The following is a 25,965-nucleotide window of genomic DNA, read 5'->3' as shown; positions in this document are numbered from 1 at the left end:
TAGTTCCCTTCTTTTTATACGATGTAAATAGTCATGAGGAGTAAATCGATGAAAGAAATAGAATTAAAGCTGCAAGGTAAAATCAAGCGGCTTACAAATAAAACATTTAAATTTGATGAACGTATCAGAGAAGGCTGGTTCTCTGCTGTTTATTTTTTAAAAACATGTGAGATTGTAGAATCTTTCAAACCTGAAAATATTGTTACGATGCAGTTTTTTCAAAAAAGCGATGCGGTCTTATGCGGTTCTGACGAAGCGATTGCACTTATCAAAACGTTTGCCAAAAACCCGGAATCTTTAGAGATCTACTCGCTAAAAGACGGTGATAAAATATCTCCATTTGAAACAGTTCTGACGATTAAGGGTCCATATCAAAACTTTGGTTTCTTAGAAGGAATGATCGATGGAATTCTAGCCAGAAGAACGTCAGTTGCAACGAATGTTTATAATGTCGTTAAAGCAGCAAGTAAATCTGGAGTACAGAAACCGGTCATCTTCATGGGAGACCGAGATGATCATTTTGCACAGCAAGCAGGAGATGGTTATGCGTCCTATATCGGAGGATCAACAGCACAAGCTACACATGCAATGAACGAGTGGTGGGGCAAAAAAGGAATGGGTACGATGCCTCATGCACTGATACAAATTTTTAACGGAGATATTGTGGAAGCTACAAAAGCGTATCACGCGAAATACCCTGAAGACGATCTTATCTCTCTCGTTGACTATAACAACGATGTGATTACAGACGCTCTAAAAGTTGCGAGAGAGTTTGGTGAAACGTTAAAAGGGGTAAGGGTTGATACTTCGAGAACAATGGTAGATCAGTACTTCTTTAGAAATCCAGATGTGCTAGGTTCATTTGACCCTAGGGGTGTTAATCCTGAACTCATATTTGCACTTCGCAAAGCACTGGATGAAGAAGGGTTCCACCATGTGAAAATAGTAGTAAGCGGTGGATTTAAGAAAGAACGAATTGAACAGTTTGAAGAGCAAAAAGTTCCTGTAGATATTTATGGAGTCGGAAGCAATCTATTAAAGATCAACATAGGATTTACAGGTGACAATGTAATGATGAATGAGCAGCATCAAGCCAAAGCAGGAAGAATCTATCGCCATAACCCTAGGCTAGAGCTTGTAGAATAGTCTACTGAAAATCATTTTTTAGGAGAATTTGGGTAAAAATAGGTAGGCATTGATTTATCATTTCTCTATCATGGTGATGAGGCAACAACTTTGCTATAATGGTTCAAGTGTTCAAGAATCAAGCCTGAATGTGCATAAATAACCAATCTATACATCAGGCATATAATAATACAAATAGGCCTTTTAGAAGGTGTTCTTTTTGTGGAGGGCTACACATGACAAAATACCATTTTATTGGAATTAAAGGGACAGGAATGAGCCCGCTGGCACAAATTCTTCATGACATTGGTCATGATGTACAAGGATCAGATATTGAACAATATATCTTTACACAGGCGGCACTTGAAGAAAAAAACATTCCGGTTCTACCGTTTGACAAAAACAACATTAAAGAAGGTCAAACCATTATTGCGGGCAACGCATTTGGTGAGCAGCATGAGGAGATTCAAGCTGCGAATGAAAAGAATATTCCTATTCACAGATATCACCATTTCTTAGGTGAGTTTCTATCTAACTTCACTTCTATTGCTGTAACAGGTTCGCACGGAAAAACTTCTACAACAGGATTACTAGCTCATGTTGTAGGCGCAGCAAAACCTACCTCGTATTTAATAGGAGATGGGACTGGAAAAGGAAGCAAGGGTAGCGAATATTTTGTGTTTGAATCATGTGAATATCGCAGACACTTCCTTTCTTATCACCCAGATTACGCAATCATTACAAACATTGATTTTGACCACCCTGATTATTTTACTGATCTAAAAGATGTGATCAGTGCTTTTCAATCGATGGCCATGCAAGTGAAGAAGGCTATTATTGCATGTGGTGATGATGCTAATCTTCAAGAAATACATGCTCAGGTTCCAGTAGTGTTTTACGGCTTTGGCGACCATAATGATTTTCAAGCGAAAAATATTAATCGTGGTGACGAAGGTACTACTTTTGACGTATTTGTACGCAACACATTTTACGGAACTTTCCAGATTCCAGGGTTTGGAACACATAACGTATTGAATGCATTAGCCGTAATTGCGATATGTCATTATGAAACACTTCCGATGGATATTATTAAAGAGCAGCTGAAGACTTTTACTGGCGTTAAAAGACGTTTTTCTGAAAAAACGGTTGGCGATCAAATCTTGATCGATGACTATGCGCATCATCCAACAGAAATTAAAGTAACGATTGAAGCGACAAAATATAAATATAAAAATCGTGAAGTAGTTGCAATCTTCCAGCCGCACACCTTTACTAGAACAAAGACATTCTTAGATGAATTTGCGGCAAGCTTAAGGGAAGCGGATCATGTTTATCTATGCGATATCTTTGGTTCTGCAAGAGAAAATGCAGGAAACCTTTCAATTGAGAACTTGAAAGAAAAGATTCCAAATGCTAAATTGATCTCAGAAGAAAACGTAGATGTATTAAAAGAGTATAATGATGGAGTATTGTTGTTCATGGGAGCTGGTGACATCCAGAAATTCCAAAGAGCGTACGAAGAAACGCTGACTGCAACTCCATAAAAAAGAGACTTGCCGATTTCGGCAAGTCTTTTTTTAATAGCTTCATTTCAGCTTTGGAAAGTAGTTGCTTTCCGTTCCAGGTGCTTCGCTTTCCGCAGGGCAGGCGGTGAGCCACATTCGTATCGTTTCACTTTTAAGTGTCTCACCTGCCCGCCTGTCCTGCAGGAGTCTCTCACCTTCCACTACAATCAACTGTTCAAAGAAGACATCAAAAAACATTAATAAGCAACAATCCTATAGAAGAAAGCCTTTTAATAAGCTTTGTATTTAACTGGTGTTGTTAATAATTCAGGATTACTTTAAGTTCTCAGGGTTTAATTGCTCCAGCTCAGGCAGAACGAAGACGCCATCTTTACGAATCAATACATCGTCAAAGTAGATTTCTCCGCCGCCGTAATCAGGACGCTGAATCATAACCATATCCCAATGGATGTTGGATTCATTTCCGTTATAGGCTTCTTCGTATGCTTGACCAGGAGTGAAGTGGAAGCTGCCATCAATCTTCTCATCAAATAAAATATCCTTCATTGGATGTTTGATGAATGGGTTAACTCCGATCGCAAATTCCCCAACATAACGAGAACCTTCATCTGTGTCAAAAATCTTGTTAATACGTTCTGAGTCGTTTGCGGTAGCATTAACAATCTTTCCGTTTTCAAAGGTAAGCTGTACATTTTCAAAAGTAAACCCGTTGTATGGAGATGGTGTGTTATAAGAGATCGTTCCGTTAACTGAATCTTTAACTGGAGCCGTAAATACTTCACCATCTGGAATATTGTTTTGCCCAGAACATTTGATAGATGGGATATCTTTGATTGAAAATGATAGATCAGTACCTGGTCCAGTAATGCGAACTTTATCTGTCTTATCCATCAAATCTTTTAAAGCAGTCATCGCATCATCCATTTTTCCATAATCCAAGTTGCAAACTTCAAAATAGAAGTCTTCAAATGCTTCTGTACTCATGCTAGCTGATTGTGCCATAGAAGCGTTTGGATAGCGAAGTACACACCATTTCGTCTTTTTAATACGAATCTTGCGGTGCATCGCAAAAATTGTTTTTTCATAAAGCGCCATTTTCTCAGATGGTACATCTGACATTTCATTGATGTTGTCGCCTGAACGAAGACCGATGTAAGCGTCCATCTCGCTCATTAAATCACCTTCATGCTTAGCGATCATCTCCATTTGTTCTTCAGAAGCTTGTGTGTATTGTGCGCGCATAACAGCATGATCTTTTAATAATACGAATGGATACCCACCAGCTGCATATGCTTCTTGAACAAGTGCGTTTACTAATTCTTTTTGCAGCCCAAAGTTTTCAATTAAAACTTTTTCGCCCTTTTGCAGATTTACTGAGTATGTAATCAAGTTTTTTGCGAGTTGTTGGATTCTTGGATCTCTCATTGTTGTTAAAGCCCCCTAAATATATTTAATATCTTCTTTATTTTAACTTAATTTAAACAATTTGTAATGTTCTAGAAAAGGATTTTGACGAATCAGAAAGAATACTTAATAAAAACACGTTTCCTTTGATAAAAACTCGGGAAAAAGCAATAATATACTTTCAGGAGGTGTCTCGTTTAATGGAAATCATTATTTCTATCAGTGTAGCTCTAATCGCAGTTGCATTTGTCGTACTCGTTTATTTTTTATCAAGGGCATTGAAATCTTTACAAACCACCCTCGATCATGTCGCGGTAACGCTAGAAAGTCTAGAAAAACAATTAGATGGCGTAACGCGCGAGACAACCGATTTGTTACATAAGACAAACCAGTTAGCTGAGGATGTTCAAAAGAAATCAGATTCTCTTAACCATGTTTTTTCTGCAGTACAAGATTTTGGTCAATCTGTTCAAAAGGTGAACCAATCTGTCCGCAAAGTAACTGACCAAATAACGGTTGAAACAGAGCGACAGTCTAAACAAATATCGCAAGCGGTTCAATGGGGTAACGCAGCATTGAATTTATGGGAGAAATACAAACTCAAAAAATCCAATGTTGAAACAACACAAAGACAATATTCTAGAGGAGGAGTGTAAATGAGCAACAACAACAATCAAAACATTGACAGCAAAGATTTTATTATCGGTGCTCTTGTTGGTGGTATGTTAGGAGCTGCAGCAGCGCTTTTATTAGCGCCTAAAGCGGGTAAGGAATTGCGTAGCGACCTGAACGAACAGGCGGTATACCTAAAGGATAAAAGTAACGAGATCTCTCATTTGGCTCGTGAAAAATCCTCAAATATTGTTCGTACAGTATCTGAGCAATCAAATCAAGTTGCAACAAAAGTGAAGGATTTAACTTCAAATCTTCGCAAAGACATCGATAAGTGGCGTTTAAAAGAAGAAGAAAATGCTTCAGAATTGTATGGTGAAATTACAGACGACATTCAGGACGAAGCGCAATTAGATTACGATCCTGCAAACGAGCAAGAATTAGTAGAGCAAAAATATTGATAAGTAAACTGTAAATATGAAAAGATAAGAAAAAGAACTTGTTTCTTTTTCTTTTCTTTTTAATATGGAGGTAGATGTTGATATGTCACTTATTCAATTACACAACGAACAAGACTGGAATTTAGTTAAAGAGCAAAGAAACCGTATCATTATTATGAAAAACAGTACAACATGTCCTGTAAGTCATGAAGCGTTTAAGGAATACCAAAAATTTGCTGCTGATCACGGAAGCGAAACGTTATATTACTTGAACGTACAAGATTCAAGACCGCTTTCCAATTTGATTGCTGAACAAACAGGTGTGAAGCATGAATCTCCACAAGTATTAATCTTTGAAGGTGATACAGTGGTATGGCATGATTCTCACTGGAACATTACAAATAAAAAACTTGCTCAAGCAAACGAAAAAACAAAAGCGTAGCAGAATCCTGCTGCGCTTTTTCTCTAGCCTTTAAACAAGCACTTCAAATTTAAGAATCAAGTGGTCACCCGTTTGGAGTTCTGTTTGGAAGCCAGCTTTTTCATTATTTTTTAAGATAATAAGACTTTCACCAGGTTGTGGCTGAATCGTTAAATCTACCTGTGTAAATACATCCTGAAAAATAAATGGTTGATGATTCCTCTTTCTCATAATTAACTCATCATTTGCCATTAGGATTGAATCGGCATGCAATTCTTCCCCATCTCGATAAAATGTGAAAAGAGGACGGGTTAATGTTATTTCTTCACCATTAAAAGTCACCGTACATGACTGAATTAAGTTGACTTCAAGAACTTCAATCGCGTTTTTTAAAGTGATTTGCTGATCTCTTAAGCTTATACATGTTAGATGATCTTCGTCACTCCAATCATCATGCTCTGTTATAGCTTTGCCATTCAAACAAAATGAATGATTGGGAGAATACGATAGGTTAACAGGCTTACCATCAATTAAAATTGAAAAAATAGATTCATCCGATGTTCTTATCCATCCTTTTAGATCAAGAATATCGGAAATCTTTGAAGGATAAACGGTTCTACAGTCATCTTTATCTTTTAATATAGTCTCTGGACTAACGAGTTGGTGATTTACATAATAAAGAGTCTCAAATTCTTCAGGTTCTCCATTTATATATAGGGTTTTAACCGTGTGAGTTTGAAAAGCGTCCTTAACAGAGATAGCAGCATCAGCACCATTTTTTCCTTCTTCAAAATGAATTACAGCACCTTCAACAATTTCATCTGTAATTGAAGCAGATGTACCATCCATAGTGATTACAGGAGATGATCCTACTTCACCTTTGAACATCATCACTTCTTGGTTCATACGTACCATTAAACCCATTCCAGGTTTTCCGTAAAGTTTTGAAAGGTTGGCTCCTGCTGCAATTAGTGCATCTCCAATCGTCAGCATTTTTACTTGAAACAAACGAATCATTTTTCCATTAACCGTGACCGTCACATATCTTACCGGATTCTCTTTAGCTGCAATTCCTATGCCTACAGGAGTTACTAGTTCAGGACCCTCGTCCTTGAGAGTTGGTATTAAAGACTGAATCGCATTAACCCCGCGAACGGCTACACGTTCTATCGGGAGATTGAGTTTATCCGCCATTTTCTCGCGTAAAGTTGGGGTTAAGCTGCCGCCTCCTACTAGCATAACAGCCTGGGGAGCTTTTGCGTTTAGCTGGAAGATCTCACGTGTAATACCTTCAGCAAGATTTTCGATAGATTTCTCAATGGCCAAAATCACTTCATCTTTACTCTTTTTAGATGGAAACCCAAGTATATCTGTGTACTCGACATATTCACTGTCGACCAGAGACCGTTTAACGTGTTCAGCGATTGGAAAATCAAGCAGAAACTCTGAACTCACGGCTTCTGTGATCTCATCTCCTGCTATCGGCACCATTCCATAAGCGACAATAGTTCCTTGGGCTGTAATGGCAATATCTGAAGTTCCTGCCCCGATATCTACAAGTGCAACATTTAATTTCCTCATAGAAGAAGGAATAAGCACATTGATTGCTGCAATCGGCTCTAAGGTTAGTGCTTCCATTTCTAGGTCAGCTTCTTGTAATGCTTTCATTAAGGAATCGACAACCACTCTTGGCAAGAAGGTAGCAATGACTTCCACACTGGCTGTATTTCCTTGTTGCCCGATAAAACTCCCGATCTCTTGGTCATCCAGGTAATAGTGCAGCACGGAATATCCGACGCAATCGTAGAGCAGGTTCGATTTTTCATCTAATAGACGTGCTAACTGATTTTGAGCTTGCTGAACCGCTGCGAGCTCCATTTGTATGACTTCTTGTTGAAAAGAAACAGCGTTTAATGTGATATCTTTTTCAGAACGGCCTTTTACAGTTTTTAATGCCCTTCCTGCTGCAGCCACACATACTCTGTTTAGTGGTCCAACTTCTAGTTCGAGCTGTTTTTTTATGTTTTTAATCACTTTTGCAACGGCAGGTATATGATGAATCTGGCCATCGAGCATAGATCTTTCATCGTGCTCAATCGTTTTCATATGCAAAACTTCATATTTTCCGTTCGAATGCTGCCTTAAAATCATTCCAACAACCGAACGTGTGCCGATATCTAGTGCAAATAAAAGATTTTTGTCCACGAAGGCACCTCTTTTTGATACGATAGACGTATTGGTAGTAGTCGCATGCATAGTTATAGCAAACGTCCTAATTATTAGAAATGTATCATATTTCTTACAATATATAAATACTGAGGTGCACATATATGAATCATCTAGAATTGAACACGTTACGGACAGAACTTGATGATGTGAATAAGGAGCTATTGGCCTTAATCAATAAACGAGGTGAACTTGTTCAGAGAATCGGTAAGATTAAATCAGCTCAAGGAATGAAAAAGTATGATCCTGTAAGAGAGAGACACATGCTCGATCTTATTTCATCAGACAATGAAGGGCCATTCGAAACAAGCACACTTCAGCATCTATTTAAAGAAATCTTTAAAGCGGGGCTTGAATTGCAAGAGGATGACCACAAAAAAGAACTTCTTGTTTCGAGAAAACAAAGACCAGAGGATACGATTATAACCGTTAAGGGAACGCGCGTCGGCGATGGAAACCCAATCATGATTGCAGGTCCTTGTGCGGTCGAAAGCTATGAACAAACGGCAGAAGTGGCAGAAGCCATTACAAAAAATGGTCTTAAAATCCTGCGTGGAGGCGCCTATAAACCTCGAACATCTCCATATGATTTTCAAGGTTTAGGAGTGGAAGGTCTTCAGATTTTAAAACGAGTTGCTGATGAATTCAACTGCGCAGTGATCAGTGAAATTGTTCACCCGCAAGACCTTGAAGAAGCATGTGAATATTTGGATATCATTCAGATCGGTGCAAGAAACATGCAAAACTATGAACTGTTAAAAGAAGCCGGTAAGCTTAATAAGCCAATTCTATTAAAAAGAGGGCTTGCAGCAACAATTGAAGAGTTTATAAATTCAGCAGAGTACATCATGTCTCAAGGAAACGGACAAATCATTCTTTGTGAACGAGGAATTCGAACGTATGAAAGAGCAACCCGAAACACGTTAGATATAACAGCAGTACCGATCCTAAAACAAGAAACTCACCTTCCTGTCTTCGTAGATGTCACGCATTCAACAGGCAGAAAAGATTTGCTTCTTCCAGCTGCAAAAGCAGCTCTAGCCATTGGAGCAGATGGGGTAATGGCAGAAGTCCATCCAGACCCAGCAGTAGCTTTATCTGATGCTGCTCAGCAAATGAACATAAAAGAATTTGAACAATTTATAGAAAAGCTTGTATCATCAGGTTTCCTAAAAATGAACCAGCTGGTTTGAAAAAATAATAATTCTTTTCTTAGAGGTTGTTGCTTACAAAGCTCATTTTATTTTCTTCTACGATAATTGAGTGGAGTGGAAGGTGGGAGACTCCTGCAGGACAGGCGGGCAGGTGAGACACTTAAAAGTGAAACGGTAAGAATGTGGCTCACCGTCTGCCCTGCGGAAAGCGAACACCTGGAACGGAAATCAACGACTTCCAATAGCATCAAGATTTACGAAAACAGCCCACAGAAATAAAGAAACCGGTCAGCCTGTTAGATAAAAGCTGCCGGTTTTTTTAGTATGTAAAGAAGCTGTATAAAAAGAGTATGATTCTTCCTATTTTCGCCAAAAATAAGCAAAACAGGAGTGTTATCTTTATTTCCATTTTAAATGTATGAATATATCGTGAAACATGTCCCTATTCGTTGCCTACTTTACTACTTTATCGTATGATAATAGCATTACATAAGCTGTCGGATATGCAGTATTATAAGGAGGATTTTTTTTGAATACAACAATTTATGACGTGGCTCGCGAGGCAGGTGTCTCAATGGCAACGGTTTCACGTGTAGTTAACGGAAACCCTAACGTTAAGCCATCAACGAGAAAGAAAGTACTTGAGGCCATCGAGAGACTAGGCTATCGTCCAAACGCGGTAGCAAGAGGGCTAGCGAGCAAAAAAACTACAACTGTAGGTGTAATCATTCCTGATATCTCCAGCATATTCTTTGCGGAGTTAGCACGTGGAATAGAAGATATCGCAACGATGTATAAATACAACATCATTCTGTGTAACTCAGATCAGAATAAGGAAAAAGAAATCCATCTCTTAAATACATTGCTCGGTAAACAAGTAGATGGAATCGTATTTATGGGCGGCAAAATTACAGAAGAACATGTTGAAGAATTCAAGCGTGCAGCAGTTCCTATCGTAATGGCAGCGACAGTTGACATGAACGAAGAGGTTCCATCTGTAAACATTAACTATCAAGATGCTGTTTATGAAGCCGTATCCCACTTGCTTGAAAAAGGGCATTCATCTGTAGCTATGGTTACAGGGCCACTTGAAGATCCGATCAACGGATATTATAAGTTTAACGGTTACCGAAAAGCTTTAGAAGAACACGGGAAAAAAGTTGATGAAAGCCAAGTATTCGTTGGAGAATACACATACGATTCTGGTATTGAAGCTGTTGAAAGTTTCCTGGACAGCGGTAATACTCCATCAGCCGTTTTTGTAGGTACCGATGAAATGGCACTTGGTGTTATTCATGGTGCTCAAGATCGGGGTCTGAAAGTACCTGAAGATATTGAAGTGATCGGATTTGACAATACAAGACTTGCTACTATGGTTCGTCCTACTTTATCTACAGTTGTTCAGCCGATGTATGATATCGGAGCAGTTGCGATGCGTTTATTGACTAAACTGATGAACAAGGAAACGGTTGAAGAACATACGGTTGTATTACCTCATCGTATTCAGTTCAGAGAATCTACAAAACAATAATGAAGTGTTGAGGTGGGAGAAGTGAAGATTGGCATCATCGGTGCGATGGACGAGGAAATCGTTTATATGAAAGAAGCACTAGATATATATGGGGAAAGTGTTTTCGCACAAAATAAATTTTATGAAGGCACACATCATAACAAAGAAGTCGTGCTGTGTAAGTCCGGTGTTGGTAAGGTAAATGCTGCGATAACGACTCAAATCTTAATCGATAGATTTCAAGTTACTCATGTGCTTTTTACAGGGGTAGCTGGTGCACTTGATCCTGAACTAGAAGTAGGAGACATCGTGATATCATCGAGTGCAATGCAGCATGACATTGATGCTTCGGCACTAAGTCCAGACTTTCCAAAAGGGACGATTCCTATGTTTGCTTTCGATTCTGAATTTAAAGCAGATGCACAACTCATTAAATTAGCAGAGAATGCTGCTGAACGATTATATGGGCCTAAAGTTAAAGTAGGAAAAGTGTTAAGCGGTGATCAATTCATAGCTGACCGTGAGCTTGTAGAAACATATTCTGCTCTTTTTAATGGTACGTGTATTGAGATGGAAGGTTCTGCTGTTGCTCAAGCATCTTTCCTAAACGAAGTACCATTCGTAATTATCCGTTCAATCTCTGATAAGGCGAATGGTGAAGCGCCGGCTAGCTTTGCCGAGTTTACAGCATTAGCAGCACGACGGTCTTCTGATATGGTAGAGAGCATTATAGAAGCATTATAAGGTATATTTTCTAAGCTGGCTCATCATCCATGATGGGTCAGTTTTTTGGTTCTTAAGCCCGAGATATTGTCGAAAATCGGATAAAATCATTTATACGTGAAATTAATTTAGATTACCGTGAAATTAATTGGATTTACCGTGGTTATATTTAAGATTACCTTGAAATTATGAAAATGCACAACAGAAATCAGTCTCGAACAGCGCCTGTTAACACAAAAAGAGGACTAAAACGCTTAGTCCTCTTTTTCTTTATGAACTTCTTTATGAACTTTTACGTATGGAATATAGACTCTTTTCTAATGTTGCTCTGTTTTTTGATGTGATTTCATCTTTTCTTGGGATTGGCTTATAGATGCCAGACTCATCTTCCCACGTCTGTGGAAGCGGATGCTTCGCTTCATTCGTCCATCGCTCTAGCCAGTTTTCAGCGATTTGTCCTGAAGGAGCCAGTCCATTCATCACACACCATAAGTATGACCACGCTCTTGGCACCACCCGCCAAATATCATAACCGCCTCCGCCTGTAGCAATCCAGCGGCCGCCGCAATACTTTTCAGCTACTTCTTTTGCAATCCTAGGAATTTCTGTATAGGTCTTCATCGTAACTGACAGATGTGTTAAAGGATCATAATAATGAGCATCGACCCCATTTTGTGTAATGATGACATCTGGCTTAAAAAACTCGGCAACTTCCCACAGACTCTTCTCATAACATTCTAAGAACGATTCATCTTCAGTAAAAGCATCTACAGGTACATTGAATGAGAAACCGTATCCCTTACCTGCACCTTTTTCATGAATGGATCCTGTACCGGGAAACAGATAGCGTCCCGTCTCATGTATGGATAATGTGCAAACGTCAGGATCGTCATAAAAGGCCCATTGTACGCCATCTCCATGATGGGCATCAGTATCCACATAGAGTACTCGAGCATTGTATTTCTGTTTCATGTATTCAATCGCGATGGAGCTGTCATTATAGATACAGAACCCAGATGCTTTTCCTCTAAATCCATGATGAAGTCCTCCACTCAAACTTAAAGCATGTTTCGCTTTCCCTTCCATCACCCAATCGACAGCTGTTAACGTGGCTCCTACAATCCAGCTGCTTGCTTCATGCATGTTAGGAAATATTGGGGTATCTTCTGTACCCAATCCATAATTTAAAGCGATCTCCCCTTTAAGCTGACCTTCTCCAGCTTTTCTTACCGCATCAACATACCCTTTATCATGAATCAGCATGATCTCATCATCCGTTGCTTTTCTAGGAGTGACGATCTGATCGTCATTCAAGCACCCTGAATCTTTTAATAACTCGTAAGCGAGCTGCACCCTGAGCTGATTAAAAGGGTGAGTATCACTAAACTTATATCCTAAAAGATCTGGTGAATAGACAAAAACAGAATCATTTTTCATGTTGTTCACCCGGAACAGGTGGCCATTTCACTTCATAGCCATTTTCGATCAAGTGTTCAATGACAGGAAGGGGATTCATCGTTCCAACCCTGAAAACAATAATCTTTTCTTTTTCATTATGAGAAGGATATACGAGAACAGAGCTGATATTTAAGTGAAAATCTTTCAAAACACTCGCTACTTTAGCCAATTGACCTGCTTCGTTCGGAACTGCCACCTCTAGATGAGATCCAGGCTGATGCGTGCCTGTCAATTGTATAAATGCATGCAGCATCTCACGCTCTGTAACTAGACCGGCAAGCTTTTTCTCCTCAAGTACAGGAATGCAGCTGATGTTATGTTCAGAAAAGATAGTTGATAATTCTTCTGCTATATCAAGTGGATGTGCTGTAAAGGCAGCGGGTTTCATAATGCTCGATACTGGCTTTTCAAAATCTTCCGGATGTTCGTTTTGGTGAAAAATAGATGGACTTGCATCTTTTATTTCGCGGTCTGTAATGAGTCCTAATAAGCTGCCATTGTTATCAATAACAGGCAGGTTTCGAATATCACTCTCTAACATTAGTTTTAAAGCTGTACCGATCGTTTCGTTTTCATGAATCGTTACAACATTTTTTTGCATCATATTTTGAACGATCATCATGTACCACTCCTATTTTCTTCTCTATAGACTTACTGTTTTCCACATCGCTTAATACATAAATCGATTCTTAAACCTCAGCCGGTCGAATTGCTGAACGGTATCTAAATCAATCCTCTTTCCGATTCGAACCATCAAGCAATTGGCTGGGTGTGAACTGATTTCAGGGTCATCAGTAGCCATATACTCAAGACCACCTGCGTTCATCATTTTTTCCATAACTTTGCGGTAATCCCAGACTGATAGTTTTGTACCTTTTAAATCCCAGTGCCAATAATACTCTGTTGTGATAATAATATAATCTTCCATCGCGTCATCCATCATAGAAACCTTCAAAAGTGTTTTTCCAACCTTAAAATTGCGATAATCCGGGATTACCTCTATAGCCCCTAACTCTAGTAAACGCTCCATGTTACCTTCTGACCAACGTTCAAGAGGGTCAGGGTAGACGTATGTAACATAACCGATAACGGTATCTTTATTTTTCGCGATAATAATTCTGCCTTCATCAAGTTTTGCTATCTCAGTAACAGCCTTTTTTTGCTCGTTTGCGGGTCTGAACGCCTTTAGGTCTTCATGAAAATAAAGTCCCTCTAGTGTATCAGCTGACACGGGTCCCTCAACAGTAATTGTGCCATGAGCTGTTTTTAAAGCAACGCAGTTATATGTTTTATTATGTTTCATGTCTACACCACCTAGATTTGTTTCCAATTCCTATTATACATGATAAAAGGCATTTGTAAGGGTTTACAATTGCTTTTTATAGATCATTCTAATAAGTTAAAAAATTTTGATAATATGATATACTGAAAGAGATATTTAATAGGGAAGGGAGATTTAGCAATGAAACTGGAAGCGCTTCCGATAATAAAAGGTGATTTTAATCTTCAAGATTACGAGGCAGCATACGGAGCATTTGATTGGAATGACATTGAGAAAGAATTCTCCTGGCACAAAACAGGGCGAGTAAATATGGCGTATGAAGCCATTGACCGTCATGCAGCATCCCATCGTAAAAACAAAGTAGCTCTTTACTTTTCCGATCAAAAAAGAGATGAAAAGTATACATTCAAGGACATGAAAGAAATGTCCAACAAAGCGGGTAATATGCTTCGTCAAGTTGGAGTTGAAAAAGGAGACCGCGTCTTTATTTTCATGCCGCGTTCACCTGAACTATACTTTACTTTCCTTGGAGCGATCAAACTAGGAGCAATCGTTGGACCTCTATTTGAAGCGTTTATGGAAGGTGCGGTACGCGACAGACTTGAAGACAGTGAGGCGAAGGTGCTTGTCACTACCCCTTCACTTCTAGAGCGTGTGCCAGTTGATGAGCTGCCTAAGTTGAAGAATGTAATCTTGGTAGATGAGGGTGTAAAAGAAGAAGGACCATATATAAATTATTTTGATCGTATGAAAAAAGCGTCAAGAGACCTCGATATTGAGTGGGTGGACCGTGAAGATGGATTGATTCTTCACTATACATCAGGTTCTACTGGAAAACCAAAAGGGGTGCTGCATGTTCATAATGCGATGCTTCAGCACTATCAGACTTCTAAGTGGGTACTAGATTTGAAAGAAGACGATGTTTATTGGTGTACAGCCGACCCAGGCTGGGTAACAGGAACATCTTATGGAATATTCGGTCCATGGTTAAATGGAGCATCAAGCGTTATCCGTGGCGGCCGTTTTTCTCCTGAAGATTGGTATGGAACGATCGAAAATTATGGTGTTACAGTCTGGTATAGCGCTCCAACGGCATTCCGTATGCTCATGGGTGCGGGAGATGAAGTAGTTAAGAAATTTGATATGTCATCGCTGCGTCATATTTTAAGTGTAGGTGAGCCGCTCAACCCTGAAGTTGTCAGATGGGGTATGAAGGTGTTCAATCTTCGTATTCATGACAACTGGTGGATGACAGAAACTGGCGGACAGCTGATCAGTAACTATCCTGCTATGGAGATTAAACCAGGATCGATGGGTAAACCGTTTCCTGGTGTTGAAGCAGCTATTATTGATGATCAGGATAACATCTTGCCTCCATATCGAATGGGCAACTTAGCGATTAAAAAAGGGTGGCCGTCTATGATGCGTTCCATCTGGAATAATCCTGAAAAATATGATTCGTACTTTACCCCAGGAGGCTGGTATGTTTCTGGAGATTCGGCTTATATGGATGAAGAGGGGTACTTCTGGTTCCAAGGAAGAATTGATGATGTAATCATGACCTCTGGAGAACGAGTTGGTCCATTTGAAGTAGAGAGCAAGCTTGTTGAACATCCAGCTGTAGCAGAAGCTGGTGTTATCGGTAAGCCAGACCCAGTTCGCGGTGAAATCATCAAGGCGTTTATTGCGCTTCGTTCTGGTTATGAAGCAAGTGAAGAACTAATAGAAGAAATTCGCAGTTTCGTTAAATCAGGTCTTGCAGCACATGCAGCTCCGCGTGAAATTGAATTCCGTGATAAGCTTCCAAAAACAAGAAGCGGTAAGATCATGCGTCGCGTTCTAAAAGCGTGGGAACTAGATCTGCCAACAGGTGATCTGTCTACGATGGAAGACTAAAATCCTACCAATGATAAAACCCTCGAAATCAATTCGAGGGTTTTTTGTCTTTCTTATTATCTTGTGTAGTTGCCGGAGGCGGATCGCCGTTACCAGGATCTGTTGGTGGCGGTGGCGGATCTTGTGGTTCTCCAGGCTTATCTCCACCGGTTGGTGGTGGAGGAGTTGCTGGCTCAGAAGGTGGTTTCTTTTCTCCAACCTGAACTTTCGTTTGAGCCGGGGATTCCTTGCCAGCAATATCAACGGCCGTTACGTAAACCACTCCGTTTGGTACTTTTGCAGACGTTTTATCAGCCGTTACAGAGCCGATCTTTTTAAACGAACTGCCGTCAGCAGAGTGATAGATGCGATATCCGATAACATCACTCTCTCCATGAGAAGACCATGAAAGGATACCATCAGACATCTTTGTTCCAGCGACAGGAGATGGAACTTTACCATTCTCTTTTAATTCTTTCTCTGGAACGATGTTATCTAAAAGATTCGTTGTTTTCGTTAATTTATTCAATGCTTCTAAGCCCAGTTCTTTTAAGAACTCTTCCTTGATTAATACACCATCTTTCGTGAACTCTTGTGGTGTAGAAGGAAGTGCTTTATATTTCGCATCTCCTACAAGGACGTAACGACCTTTTGTGAGTGTGTCATCCACTTCTTTTGGTGTGAACTTTGCATTAAACAAATCTGTTGTAACTAAACCAGCACTTCTGCATAGATCAGAAGGCAGTTTACCTGAAATACCGCAGATTTCACGGCGTACAATTCCTGAAGGCATCGCAAACCTTTGCTCAGGATCCATTAACTGCGGTGAATGTTTATAAGCTGCGTTAGCGAGAAGCGCCCAAATACGCTGATTTCGTTTTCCTGTTCCGCCATCACCCTTAACGAGTGAGTCTGGTGTGTCATATCCTAGCCAAACCCCTAAGGAAACATTAGGATTTGAACCAACAAACCAAGAATCATAATCATCATTCGTCGTACCTGATTTTCCTGCCCAATCTGAATTAAAAGCAAGATAACGATTGATGTGGCTTCCTGTACCTCCATTAACAACATCACGCATCATATCAAGAAGTAAAAAAGATGTTTGCGGAGAATACACTTGTACAGGTTCTGATTTATGTTGATAGATTAGATCGCCATCATTTGATTCAATCTTTTCAATCATGTACGCGTCGACGAAGTTACCTCCATTTGCAAAAGTTGCAAACGCGTTTGTATTTTCTTCAACGGTAACACCGTTTGTCATTCCTCCGATAGCAAGAACTGGTGCTCCTCTATCATTCGGGCTTATAGAAGTCACTCCCATTCTAGCTAATCTATTTAAAGCTTCATCCGTATTTACACGCATATAGCTTCTAATAGCTGGTGTGTTCCTTGAATACTTTAAGGAATGTCTAACTGAGACAAGACCATCGTATTTACCATCCCAGTTTCCGATTGAATGTGAACCATATTGGATTGGTGAATCAGGTACGATGGATCCTGGCTGAACTTTACCCGTTTCAAGTGCAAGAGAATAGGCAAGTAAAGGCTTCATAGTTGAACCATTTTGTCTTTTCATGACTGTGGCATGGTTCGTTTGTTCGCGATTGAAATCTCGGCCTGCTACGAAACTAATAATCTTACCCGTCTTGTTGTCGATGAGAGTAGCACCGACTTCCTCAGGCTCAGGTTTTTCTAATTTTTTATTTCCAACATACTCATTTGCAGGTCCAAACAAATTAGCATTAGCGATTACGGCCTGCATCTCATCATATATTTTTTGATTGATTGTCGTATGTATCTTAATGCCTTTTTGTCTTACTTGAACTCGAGCATTATCTTCATATTCCTTTAGTTCTTCAGGAGTTAAATCCCCAATTTTTTTACCATCTTTTTCTGCTTGCAGTTTTGTTAAAATTTCAATCGTACGCTTTTGAACTTCGACAGTTAAAGCTGGATACTTTTCAAATGAAGATTGCTGTTTCTTCGTTAAATTCTTTTGAATATCATAGCTCGTTGCTTCATCATACTCAGCTTGTGTGATAGAACCTGCTGATAACATACGGCTTAGTACGGTTTTCATGCGTTTAATACCAGCCGACATATCTTCTTTCTGTTCGCCGCCCTTAGTGAATGGTGTATAAACGAAAGGGTTTTTTGGCAGACCTGCAAGATAAGCGGATTGTGCGAGATTTAATTTAGAAGCAGGTACTCCGAATATACCTTCTGAAGCTGCTTGTATACCTGCGACATTTCTGCCGGATGAATTTCGACCATAAGGCACGATATTTAAGTAAGCTTCGAGAATATCGTCTTTTTTCAATACTTTCTCAAGACGCATCGCTAAAAGAATTTCTTTCGCTTTTCGGTCAAAAGAGACTTCATTTGTTAGAATCTGATTCTTAATGAGCTGCTGTGTTAAAGTACTTCCGCCAGTCACGATTGGAGCGCCAGAAAATTCTTCATACATGGCACGGAAAATGGCTTTTGGCACAACACCATCATGCTCATAAAAATATTGGTCTTCTGTAGAAATGACAGCTTTAATAACGTATGGAGAAACATCTTTTAATTTTACTTCCTGTCTGTCTAAATCGGATTGAAGTTTGCCCATGTATTGATCGTTATCAAAATAAACGGTACTTGTTTCTTCATAGTTGTAAATGTCTTCTTTCATTGAAGAGTAGGCGCGGACGGGTTCATTCTTCACAAGAGAAGCAAAGAAGCCTGCTCCGACCCCTGCTGCGAAAACACCACCAAGAATCAATAGTACAGTGACAATCAAAAACATGTTCCATGTGACGTTATATGTAATTCGTGCTGTTCGAATAATTCCTTTTTCTTTTAAAAAGTGGACAAATTTCTCCCATTTGTGCTTAAGTCCATCAAAATAAGACATCATTTGGTAATCCCTCCCCCTTGTGTATTATAACATAAGGTCGAATTGTGATAGAATACAGTTTTTCTATTGAGAAGATTGACATGAAATTCAACTGTGTGGTAAAAATAAATGAAGATTAATATAGGCTAAAGCAAAGATAGGAATCAGTAGCAGGTGTCTCCCTGTTTCAGAAAGCTGGTGGTTGATGCGAACCAGTATAAAGGCATGCTGTGAATTACCTCCTGGAGCTGTCTCTGTGAACTTTAGTAGCAGAGAACGGATAAAACCGTTACGGAATGAAGTGAAAAGCTATTATTAGCTTTTAATTAGGGTGGTACCGCGAGATTGTCATCACGTCCCTTTCCAATTGGAAAGGGACTTTTTTTATTTATATTAAGGGTTGCTTACAAATGATTGTTGCTTTTTTACTTTTATTATTCTTCAACGAAAAGTTGATTGAAGTGGAAGATGCGAGACTCCTACGGGACGAGCGGTCAGGTGGAGACTCCTAATGGCGCAAAGCGGCAGGAGGCTCACCGTTCGCCCCGTGGAAAGCGAGCATCTGAAACGGAAATCAATACTTTCAAAAGCAACGTTGTTTAGCAATGCAGTCTTATTAAAAAAAGAAAGGAAAGAAAACATGAACATTCTACAGGATTTAGAATTTAGAGGTCTGCTCAATCAGATCACAGACCAAGAAGGACTACAAAAAGAGCTTGAAAACGGGATTGTAAAGCTATACTGCGGCTTTGACCCTACTGCAGACAGTCTTCATATTGGTAATTTATTGCCGATCCTTACATTGAGAAGATTTCAGGAAGCTGGCCATCAGCCTTTTGCACTTGTTGGCGGTGGTACAGGGTTGATTGGTGATCCAAGTGGAAGACAAACAGAACGAACGTTGAACGAAGCTGAGATTGTGGTTCAATGGACAGAAAAAATTAAAAATCAGCTTTCGAGACTTCTTGATTTTGAAAGAGAAACTAATCCTGCAAAAACAGTGAACAACTATGAGTGGTTAAGCCAGCTTACAATGATTGAATTTTTGCGTGATGTTGGTAAGAACTTTTCAATTAATTACATGCTTGCGAAAGATTCTGTTGATTCACGATTAGAAGCAGGGATTTCTTTTACTGAGTTCTCTTATATGATTTTACAGTCATATGATTTTCTTAATCTTTTCCAAAAAGAGAACGTAAAGCTCCAAATCGGTGGAAGTGACCAGTGGGGTAACATAACAGCTGGTATGGAATTAATCAGACGTTCTGGTGAAGAAGAAAAAGCGTTTGGTTTAACGATTCCTTTAATTACAAAAGCGGATGGGACTAAGTTTGGGAAAACAGCATCAGGCACGATTTGGCTGGATGCAGAAAAAACGACTCCTTATGAGTTTTATCAATTCTGGGTTAACGCTGCAGATGCGGATGTAATCAATTGGCTTAAATACTTCACTTTCTTGTCAAAAGAAGAAATTGAAGTACTTGAAAAATCCCTAGCTGAAGCACCAGAAAAACGTGAAGCTCAAAAAGCTTTAGGAAAAGAAGTAACAACACTTGTTCACGGTGAAGAAGCCTATAAGCAAGCTGTAAAGATTACTGATGCACTTTTCAGTGGAAATCTTTCTGAATTAACTGCAGCTGAAATTGAACAAGGATTTAAGGATGTTCCTTCTTTCACGGTAGAAAACAATGAGGAATTGAATATTGTAGATTTGCTTGTTGAGGCGAAGATTTCTCCTTCCAAACGTCAAGCAAGAGAAGATGTAACAAATGGGGCTGTATCGATTAACGGTGAAAAGGTTCAAGAAACAGCTTACATGATCGGTGAAAAAGACCGTATTGAAAACAAGTTTGTTATTGTACGACGCGGAAAGAAAAAGTACACGCTGATCAGATATTAATCAATTATGATAAGAGCCTTGAGTAAGGTTCTTATCTCTATTTAAAGGAGTGTTTGTTATGAAAAAAATCCAATTAGCAGAGGACCTTCAATTTTCACAGATTGTTCATGGTCATTGGCGTTTAGCGGAATGGAATCTATCACCTGAAGAACTTCTTTCACTTATGGAGAAATGTATTGAGGCTGGAATTACTACATTCGATCACGCTGATATTTATGGAAACTATATGTGTGAAGAACTTTTCGGACAGGCATTGGCACTAAAACCTTCTTTACGTGAAGATATTCAAATCGTGACGAAGTGCGGTATCAAGCTAATTTCTGAAAATCGTCCGAACCACACGATTAAATCCTACGATACAAGCAAAGAGCACATTATCTGGTCTGCAGAAAATTCTTTGCAAAAAATGAATACAGACTATGTAGATGTATTATTGATCCATCGTCCAGATCCGTTTATGGACCCAGCAGAAACAGCAGATGCTTTCCACACACTAAGAAAAGAAGGAAAGGTTAGACATTTTGGTGTTTCTAACTTCACTCCTGCTCAAATGGAAATGCTGCAGCATGAATTTGATGGCCCACTTGTAACGAATCAGATCGAGTTGTCTGTTCTTCACGAAAAGCCTTTCTTTGATGGCACGATTAATCATCTTCAAAAAGAAAAGGTTCGCCCTATGGCCTGGTCTCCACTAGCTGGTGGAAGACTGTTTAAAGGAGAAGGCGAAAAAGGACAGCGTGTGAAAAAGGCACTTGAAAAAGTTGCAGCTGAAACAGAAGCTTCTTCCATTGATGAAGTAGCGTATGCGTGGCTGTTAAACCACCCTGCACAAATCATGCCGATTGTTGGAAGCGGAAGAATGGAGCGTATTCAATCTGCAGTTAATGCAGCAAACATTCCTTTGTCACGTGAGCAATGGTTCTATATCCTTCAAGAAAGTATGGGGAAAGAAGTAGATTGATTTATAAAGCAAGCCTGCACAGAATTGATATTCCGTGCAGGTTTTTTATTGTAAAAACCAAAAAGAAAAACCCCTAATGCCATTAAAGGTATCAGGGGTTTCTTCACTCTTATTAACGAGAGTAGAATTCAACGATAAGCTGTTCTGTGATCTCAGCAGGAAGTTCAGAACGCTCTGGTAAGCGAGTGAAAGTACCTTCCAATTTGTTCTCATCGAACGTTAAGAAGTCAGGTACGAAGTTGTTTACTTCGATAGCTTCTTTAATAGCTGAAGAGTTGCGAGATTTTTCACGAACACCAACTACATCGCCAGCAGATAGACGGTAAGAAGCGATATCAACACGCTTTCCGTTTACTGTGATGTGGCCGTGGTTTACTAATTGACGAGCAGCACGACGAGTACGAGCAAGACCAAGACGGTAAACTACGTTGTCTAAACGAGATTCTAAAAGAACCATGAAGTTTTCACCGTGGATACCAGCCATTTTACCAGCATCATCAAAAATGCGGCGGAATTGACGCTCGTTTACACCGTACATGTAACGAAGCTTTTGCTTCTCTTGTAACTGTAAACCGTATTCAGAGATTTTTTTACGTTGAGTAGGACCGTGTTGTCCTGGAGCGTAAGGACGCTTTGATAATTCTTTTCCAGTTCCGCTTAGAGAAATTCCAAGACGACGGGAAACTTTCCACGTTGAACCTGTATATCGAGCCATAATTGACTCCTCCTTCACTTGTTTGTTTTGTGTTAAAACAATAACAGTGACTATGACCTTTTCATATGCATATTTTGTATATAAAACAACTTCACTTCAGCAGCCATGAAGCTACGCGATGTTCCTTAGATAACAAAAGATCAAGGTACAAAATAAAAACAAATGATGGACACAGTGCCGCTTATTTTACACAAAGAATAGTATAAACTTTTTTCTCTAGCTATGTCAACTACATCACGAATACATAGAACATTTATGGGGACAAATTGTAAATTGTCTTCAAATTTTATATGATAGTATTAAGAAAGCGCTTACATTTTAAAACGCCGTAAAAGGAGAAGTAAAAATGGACACAAAACGCTTTGAAACAGAAGTGATTCACAAGGGATACAATGCTGATCAGCATAGCGGAAGTTTGTCACCTCCAATCTTTCAGACATCTACGTTTGTCTTTGACACTGCTGAAACAGGTGCAGCACGGTTTGCTGGAGAGCAAGAAGGCTATATATACTCTAGACTTAGCAATCCGACGGTTGCGATGTTAGAAGAACGGATTGCGGCTATGGAGAATGGAGAAAAAGGACTTGCGTTTGGTTCAGGAATGGCTGCAGTATCTGCCATTTTACTTGGATTGACCAAAACGGGGGATCATATTCTTTGTTCTGAAGGAGTATATGGTTGTACGTTTGGACTTCTTCAGTTAATGGAGGAAAAGTATCACATAACACATGCCTTTCATCCGATGAACGATGAAGAATCTATACGATCAGCGATTACCGATCATACAACAGTCATTTATATTGAGTCGCCTATTAATCCAACCATGAAGCTTGTTGATTTAAAAATGGTAGCTGCTATTGGTAAGGAATATGGAATTCCGGTTGTCGTTGATAATACGTTTTCATCTCCCTATCTTCAGCGCCCGCTCGAATTAGGATGCGATGTGGTTATACACAGTGCTACTAAGTATCTATGTGGTCATGGTGATGTGATAGGTGGTCTTGCTGTAGGTAAAAAAGAATTGATGAGTCATTTGGCTATGACAACACAAAAAGATATTGGTGGCGTTATGTCACCGTTTGATGCTTGGCTGCTTCTTCGAGGAATAAAAACACTGCCTGTTCGAATGGATCGTCACTGTGATAATGCAAAGAAGCTGGCGAATTTATTAAAAGAACATCATGCTGTAAGCAAAGTGTTATTCCCTGGCGATTCAGATTTCCCACAATATGAGCTTGCAAACAGACAGATGTCAAGTTCAGGCGGATTGATAAGCTTTGAGGTAAAAGGTGACAAAGCAACGGCTCAAAAGTTTATGAATACCTTAAAACTAATTAAGATTGCGGTAAGCCTTGGTGACGCTGAAACACTTATTCAGCATCCTGCTACAATGACACATGCTGTTGTGCCAGAGGAGAACCGATTACAGATGGGTATAACCGATCAGCTTCTGCGCTTGTCTGTAGGACTAGAAGCATGGGAGGATATTTGGGCTGATCTAGAACATGGATTGAATCAATTGTAATGAAAAAGCACTGTGCTATTGCGAATGGCACAGTGCTTTTGCTATTGCTGAGATAAAATTAAATATACTGAAGTAAAATATCACAAAACTTCTCTAGATTTTCACGATCAACTTCATCAAAACGTGCTTTCTCTGGACTGTCTATATCTAGAACTCCTAAAAGGTTTCCGTCTTTTACAAGAGGTACGACGATTTCGGATTGAGAAGCTGCATCACATGCAATGTGACCTGGGAATTTATGAACATCCTTTACAACCAGTGTTTCCTGATTTTGAGCTGATGTTCCGCACACCCCTCTGCCAAGAGGGATTCTGACACATGCAGGCAATCCTTGAAATGGTCCTAATACTAATTGATTTGAACTTTCTTCAAAGGTATAAAATCCAACCCAGTTTACTCTGTCTAGAAATTGGTTTAATAGTGCTGAAGCATTTGCAAGATTTGCCGTTGTGTTTGTCTCACCTTCTAACAGAGCAGATAGCTGTTTGAAAAGAAGAGAGTATGCTTCATTTTTGTTTGTACTATATTGTTGAACGGAAAACATCAAGATTCCTCCAAACCTGATAAATTGTTTATTCTATCCTATCAAATAATGTTGAACTATACACTCAAAAGCCCTTATTTGTCGAGCGATTCATAAAGGTTTATGTCTGCCGTCCAAGAATTTTATACATGAGAGGAAAGGACGGTGGATGAAAATGAAGGCAGATCCAATGGAAACGAAACTGAAAATAGCTGAAGCAGCGATTGCTCTTTTTACAAGCCAAGGTTTCAAAGGAACGACTGTTAGGCAAATAGCAAAAAAAGCAGGAGTGAACCTTGCATTGATTTCGTACCATTTTGGAGGGAAGAAAGGGCTTCTCGAAGAATTGATCACTTCATTTTTTGAAGGCTATATTAGACGGATTGAAATTATTTATCATACATCGAGCTCTCCATCGGTTAAAGGAAGTTTTATCGAAGTGGTAGAAGCTTTGCTGATCTATCAACAAAGGAACCTTCCTCTAGCGCGATTTGTCTATCGTGAAATGACACTTGATTCCACTTTAGTTCGTGAACTCATGTCTACGTATTTAGTAAAAGAAAAATACTTTCTGCAAACGTTATTTGAGAAAGGCATGAAGAAAAAGGAATTCAGAAGACAGCCTGTAGATTTTTTAACCATACAATTTAAGGATATGATGATGCTTCCTTTTCTGCATCCTCTATATTTAGCTGAAGTGTATCAGATTAGTGCTGAAACTGAAACGTTCATCCAACCATACAAAAAGTGGATGATGAACTGGTTTGATAAGTGTGTTTGCCAACCAGAAAGAAAAAATCCTCTGCTATCTGCTGTACAAAAGCCTTTATTCGGCTCTATTCAGGAGAAGTGGGGAAGTTAAGGCTATAGATGGAACGAGTTGATCAAAGCCTTGACCAAGTCCCTTAGCGCTATGGGCATCCGACCCGTAAACGAGAGGGATTTTTCTTTTTTGAGCTTTCTTTACGATCCAGTCGGATGGATAAGGTTCTAAGCAATATGGTTTAACCGCACCCGCGCCGTTATAATCAAGGGACAAGCTGCGTTCAGAAACGGCTGTTAATATCTCATCTATTTCCTTCTCATTGCTGAAGTTAGATGGAAAGAGTGTCTGAAATTTATTTACCAGTGTTATGTGACCGATTCTTTTTGGCTGAAACTTTCCAAATGAATGAGTGATCGATTTTTTTAAAGTCTCAAAATACAAGGAATGAAGAGCAGAAAGTGTTCCCGTTTTGTGGATCATTTCTTTAAAGACATTCTCGTCATAATCCATGCAATAGTAGTTATCTTCCATTTGCAAAAAATGGACAGATAGAACGGCATCGTCAAGTTCAGGCCAAACTTCTTTAAGCAACTGCCCTGTCTCCTCCTCATAGCCATCTATAAAATCCACTTCTAATCCTGTATTTATTTCAATTTCTTTATTATAGAATCTCTTTAATTCTTTTATGTGATCAAAATAGTCCCCTAATTGTCCGTAAAGCATTGCACTGTCTTTAGTTGGAGCAGGATCTGTAAATGTTTTGGGTAACGGAGCGTGTTCCGTAAACGTTATGCCCTTTAAACCTAGAGAAATAGCTCTTTCGATATACATTTCTAATGTGTCTTTAGATCCGTGTGGACAAAAAGGGGTATGGATATGACCATCATAATACATCCCTTACTCTACTCCTTTCGACAATATCTTCATTAATTTGG

The 25,965-nt window shown here is 39.4% G+C and carries 22 protein-coding genes and 1 other annotated feature; of the genes, 13 read left to right on the top strand and 9 right to left on the bottom strand.

Annotated features, from left to right (window positions below; translation table 11 throughout):
- Nucleotides 1-48: 48 nt before the first annotated feature.
- Together AWM68_RS15650 and murC are read left to right on the top strand one after the other, a co-directional pair.
- A complete protein-coding gene (locus tag AWM68_RS15650) occupies nt 49-1,146 on the top strand; it encodes a nicotinate phosphoribosyltransferase (RefSeq protein WP_066243833.1) in 1,098 nt (365 codons plus the stop codon).
- A gap of 215 nt (nt 1,147-1,361) precedes the next feature.
- Nucleotides 1,362-2,669, top strand: a complete 1,308-nt coding sequence (gene murC / locus AWM68_RS15645; RefSeq protein WP_066243829.1) for a UDP-N-acetylmuramate--L-alanine ligase — start codon at nt 1,362-1,364, stop codon at nt 2,667-2,669.
- A gap of 294 nt (nt 2,670-2,963) precedes the next feature.
- Here the strand turns inward: murC and AWM68_RS15640 are convergent, their stop codons facing one another.
- The gene (locus tag AWM68_RS15640) at nt 2,964-4,076 is read right to left on the bottom strand and encodes an aminopeptidase (protein ID WP_066243826.1); all 1,113 of its coding nucleotides are present in this window, start codon (nt 4,074-4,076) and stop codon (nt 2,964-2,966) included.
- A 179-nt stretch (nt 4,077-4,255) separates the two neighbouring features.
- Here AWM68_RS15640 and AWM68_RS15635 point away from each other — a divergent pair, with 179 nt between their 5' ends.
- The 3 genes from AWM68_RS15635 to ytxJ all read left to right on the top strand — a co-directional run bounded on the left by AWM68_RS15635 (nt 4,256) and on the right by ytxJ (nt 5,549).
- Nucleotides 4,256-4,711, top strand: a complete 456-nt coding sequence (locus AWM68_RS15635) for a DUF948 domain-containing protein (RefSeq protein ID WP_066243823.1) — start codon at nt 4,256-4,258, stop codon at nt 4,709-4,711.
- Nucleotides 4,712-5,128, top strand: a complete 417-nt coding sequence (locus AWM68_RS15630; protein ID WP_066243821.1) for a YtxH domain-containing protein — start codon at nt 4,712-4,714, stop codon at nt 5,126-5,128.
- Nucleotides 5,129-5,210: 82 nt separating this feature from the next.
- Nucleotides 5,211-5,549 carry a bacillithiol system redox-active protein YtxJ gene (gene ytxJ, locus AWM68_RS15625; protein WP_066243819.1) on the top strand — a complete coding sequence of 113 codons (339 nt, stop codon included), beginning with the start codon at nt 5,211-5,213 and terminating at the stop codon, nt 5,547-5,549.
- Between the two features lie 30 nt (nt 5,550-5,579).
- On the opposite strand, the gene AWM68_RS15620 is transcribed toward ytxJ, so the two are convergent.
- Nucleotides 5,580-7,733 (bottom strand): cell division protein FtsA, encoded by a 2,154-nt coding sequence (locus AWM68_RS15620; RefSeq protein WP_197468189.1) that lies wholly within the window; start codon nt 7,731-7,733, stop codon nt 5,580-5,582.
- 125 nt (nt 7,734-7,858) lie between these two features.
- Here AWM68_RS15620 and AWM68_RS15615 point away from each other — a divergent pair, with 125 nt between their 5' ends.
- From AWM68_RS15615 to AWM68_RS15605, 3 genes are all read left to right on the top strand, one after another.
- Nucleotides 7,859-8,947 carry a bifunctional 3-deoxy-7-phosphoheptulonate synthase/chorismate mutase gene (locus AWM68_RS15615; RefSeq protein ID WP_066243814.1) on the top strand — a complete coding sequence of 363 codons (1,089 nt, stop codon included), beginning with the start codon at nt 7,859-7,861 and terminating at the stop codon, nt 8,945-8,947.
- A gap of 490 nt (nt 8,948-9,437) precedes the next feature.
- Entirely contained in the window at nt 9,438-10,439 is a 1,002-nt protein-coding gene (gene ccpA / locus AWM68_RS15610) for a catabolite control protein A (RefSeq protein WP_066243811.1), read from the top strand.
- Between the two features lie 21 nt (nt 10,440-10,460).
- Entirely contained in the window at nt 10,461-11,162 is a 702-nt protein-coding gene (locus tag AWM68_RS15605) for a 5'-methylthioadenosine/adenosylhomocysteine nucleosidase (protein WP_082820734.1), read from the top strand.
- A gap of 261 nt (nt 11,163-11,423) precedes the next feature.
- Here the strand turns inward: AWM68_RS15605 and AWM68_RS15600 are convergent, their stop codons facing one another.
- The 3 genes from AWM68_RS15600 to AWM68_RS15590 are packed head-to-tail and all read right to left on the bottom strand — an operon-like array spanning nt 11,424 to nt 13,902.
- Complete coding sequence (locus tag AWM68_RS15600; RefSeq protein WP_066243808.1) at nt 11,424-12,578, bottom strand: acetoin utilization protein AcuC; 1,155 nt, start codon at nt 12,576-12,578, stop codon at nt 11,424-11,426.
- Entirely contained in the window at nt 12,568-13,221 is a 654-nt protein-coding gene (locus AWM68_RS15595; RefSeq protein WP_231868442.1) for an acetoin utilization AcuB family protein, read from the bottom strand. The genes AWM68_RS15600 and AWM68_RS15595 overlap by 11 nt, the downstream gene beginning before the upstream one ends.
- A gap of 48 nt (nt 13,222-13,269) precedes the next feature.
- Nucleotides 13,270-13,902, bottom strand: coding sequence for a GNAT family N-acetyltransferase (locus tag AWM68_RS15590; RefSeq protein WP_066243803.1), 633 nt, complete (start codon nt 13,900-13,902; stop codon nt 13,270-13,272).
- 159 nt (nt 13,903-14,061) lie between these two features.
- Here AWM68_RS15590 and acsA point away from each other — a divergent pair, with 159 nt between their 5' ends.
- Nucleotides 14,062-15,777 (top strand): acetate--CoA ligase, encoded by a 1,716-nt coding sequence (acsA, locus tag AWM68_RS15585; protein WP_066243801.1) that lies wholly within the window; start codon nt 14,062-14,064, stop codon nt 15,775-15,777.
- 28 nt (nt 15,778-15,805) lie between these two features.
- Here the strand turns inward: acsA and AWM68_RS15580 are convergent, their stop codons facing one another.
- Nucleotides 15,806-18,658 (bottom strand): transglycosylase domain-containing protein, encoded by a 2,853-nt coding sequence (locus AWM68_RS15580; RefSeq protein ID WP_082820741.1) that lies wholly within the window; start codon nt 18,656-18,658, stop codon nt 15,806-15,808.
- A 127-nt stretch (nt 18,659-18,785) separates the two neighbouring features.
- Nucleotides 18,786-19,004: a binding site (T-box leader), on the top strand.
- A 276-nt stretch (nt 19,005-19,280) separates the two neighbouring features.
- Between AWM68_RS15580 and tyrS the strand changes: the two genes are divergently transcribed.
- Both tyrS and AWM68_RS15570 read left to right on the top strand, forming a co-directional pair.
- Nucleotides 19,281-20,540, top strand: coding sequence for a tyrosine--tRNA ligase (gene tyrS / locus AWM68_RS15575; protein WP_066244129.1), 1,260 nt, complete (start codon nt 19,281-19,283; stop codon nt 20,538-20,540).
- Nucleotides 20,541-20,598: 58 nt separating this feature from the next.
- The gene (locus AWM68_RS15570) at nt 20,599-21,501 is read left to right on the top strand and encodes an aldo/keto reductase (protein WP_066243796.1); all 903 of its coding nucleotides are present in this window, start codon (nt 20,599-20,601) and stop codon (nt 21,499-21,501) included.
- Nucleotides 21,502-21,613: 112 nt separating this feature from the next.
- Here AWM68_RS15570 and rpsD read toward each other — a convergent pair whose 3' ends face one another.
- The gene (gene rpsD / locus AWM68_RS15565; protein ID WP_066243795.1) at nt 21,614-22,216 is read right to left on the bottom strand and encodes a 30S ribosomal protein S4; all 603 of its coding nucleotides are present in this window, start codon (nt 22,214-22,216) and stop codon (nt 21,614-21,616) included.
- A 346-nt stretch (nt 22,217-22,562) separates the two neighbouring features.
- On the opposite strand from rpsD, the gene megL reads away from it, so the two are divergent.
- On the top strand, nt 22,563-23,741 hold the full coding sequence (megL, locus tag AWM68_RS15560; RefSeq protein WP_066243792.1) for a methionine gamma-lyase: 1,179 nt from the start codon (nt 22,563-22,565) through the stop codon (nt 23,739-23,741).
- A 58-nt stretch (nt 23,742-23,799) separates the two neighbouring features.
- Here megL and AWM68_RS15555 read toward each other — a convergent pair whose 3' ends face one another.
- Nucleotides 23,800-24,285 carry a GAF domain-containing protein gene (locus tag AWM68_RS15555; protein WP_066243790.1) on the bottom strand — a complete coding sequence of 162 codons (486 nt, stop codon included), beginning with the start codon at nt 24,283-24,285 and terminating at the stop codon, nt 23,800-23,802.
- A gap of 154 nt (nt 24,286-24,439) precedes the next feature.
- On the opposite strand from AWM68_RS15555, the gene refZ reads away from it, so the two are divergent.
- Nucleotides 24,440-25,126 (top strand): forespore capture DNA-binding protein RefZ, encoded by a 687-nt coding sequence (gene refZ / locus AWM68_RS15550; RefSeq protein ID WP_231868441.1) that lies wholly within the window; start codon nt 24,440-24,442, stop codon nt 25,124-25,126.
- Here refZ and hisJ read toward each other — a convergent pair.
- Nucleotides 25,091-25,924, bottom strand: a complete 834-nt coding sequence (gene hisJ, locus AWM68_RS15545; RefSeq protein ID WP_066243785.1) for a histidinol-phosphatase HisJ — start codon at nt 25,922-25,924, stop codon at nt 25,091-25,093. The two genes, refZ and hisJ, sit on opposite strands and share 36 nt — an antisense overlap.
- Nucleotides 25,925-25,965: the final 41 nt, after the last annotated feature.

The organism is Fictibacillus phosphorivorans (assembly GCF_001619875.1).
Lineage (GTDB): Bacteria > Bacillota > Bacilli > Bacillales > Fictibacillaceae > Fictibacillus > Fictibacillus phosphorivorans_B.
This window is presented reverse-complemented; position numbering and strand designations above follow the sequence as displayed.

What these genes read in the sequence shown, in the direction of transcription:
- AWM68_RS15650 (WP_066243833.1), top strand. Translation starts at nt 49, where the DNA reads ATGAAAGAAATAGAATTAAAGCTGCAAGGTAAAATCAAGCGGCTTACA.
- murC (WP_066243829.1), top strand. Translation starts at nt 1,362, where the DNA reads ATGACAAAATACCATTTTATTGGAATTAAAGGGACAGGAATGAGCCCG.
- AWM68_RS15640 (WP_066243826.1), bottom strand. Translation starts at nt 4,076, where the DNA reads ATGAGAGATCCAAGAATCCAACAACTCGCAAAAAACTTGATTACATAC.
- AWM68_RS15635 (WP_066243823.1), top strand. Translation starts at nt 4,256, where the DNA reads ATGGAAATCATTATTTCTATCAGTGTAGCTCTAATCGCAGTTGCATTT.
- AWM68_RS15630 (WP_066243821.1), top strand. Translation starts at nt 4,712, where the DNA reads ATGAGCAACAACAACAATCAAAACATTGACAGCAAAGATTTTATTATC.
- ytxJ (WP_066243819.1), top strand. Translation starts at nt 5,211, where the DNA reads ATGTCACTTATTCAATTACACAACGAACAAGACTGGAATTTAGTTAAA.
- AWM68_RS15615 (WP_066243814.1), top strand. Translation starts at nt 7,859, where the DNA reads ATGAATCATCTAGAATTGAACACGTTACGGACAGAACTTGATGATGTG.
- AWM68_RS15600 (WP_066243808.1), bottom strand. Translation starts at nt 12,578, where the DNA reads ATGAAAAATGATTCTGTTTTTGTCTATTCACCAGATCTTTTAGGATAT.
- AWM68_RS15595 (WP_231868442.1), bottom strand. Translation starts at nt 13,221, where the DNA reads ATGATGATCGTTCAAAATATGATGCAAAAAAATGTTGTAACGATTCAT.
- AWM68_RS15590 (WP_066243803.1), bottom strand. Translation starts at nt 13,902, where the DNA reads ATGAAACATAATAAAACATATAACTGCGTTGCTTTAAAAACAGCTCAT.
- acsA (WP_066243801.1), top strand. Translation starts at nt 14,062, where the DNA reads ATGAAACTGGAAGCGCTTCCGATAATAAAAGGTGATTTTAATCTTCAA.
- AWM68_RS15580 (WP_082820741.1), bottom strand. Translation starts at nt 18,658, where the DNA reads ATGTCTTATTTTGATGGACTTAAGCACAAATGGGAGAAATTTGTCCAC.
- tyrS (WP_066244129.1), top strand. Translation starts at nt 19,281, where the DNA reads ATGAACATTCTACAGGATTTAGAATTTAGAGGTCTGCTCAATCAGATC.
- AWM68_RS15570 (WP_066243796.1), top strand. Translation starts at nt 20,599, where the DNA reads ATGAAAAAAATCCAATTAGCAGAGGACCTTCAATTTTCACAGATTGTT.
- rpsD (WP_066243795.1), bottom strand. Translation starts at nt 22,216, where the DNA reads ATGGCTCGATATACAGGTTCAACGTGGAAAGTTTCCCGTCGTCTTGGA.
- megL (WP_066243792.1), top strand. Translation starts at nt 22,563, where the DNA reads ATGGACACAAAACGCTTTGAAACAGAAGTGATTCACAAGGGATACAAT.
- AWM68_RS15555 (WP_066243790.1), bottom strand. Translation starts at nt 24,285, where the DNA reads ATGTTTTCCGTTCAACAATATAGTACAAACAAAAATGAAGCATACTCT.
- refZ (WP_231868441.1), top strand. Translation starts at nt 24,440, where the DNA reads ATGAAGGCAGATCCAATGGAAACGAAACTGAAAATAGCTGAAGCAGCG.
- hisJ (WP_066243785.1), bottom strand. Translation starts at nt 25,924, where the DNA reads ATGTATTATGATGGTCATATCCATACCCCTTTTTGTCCACACGGATCT.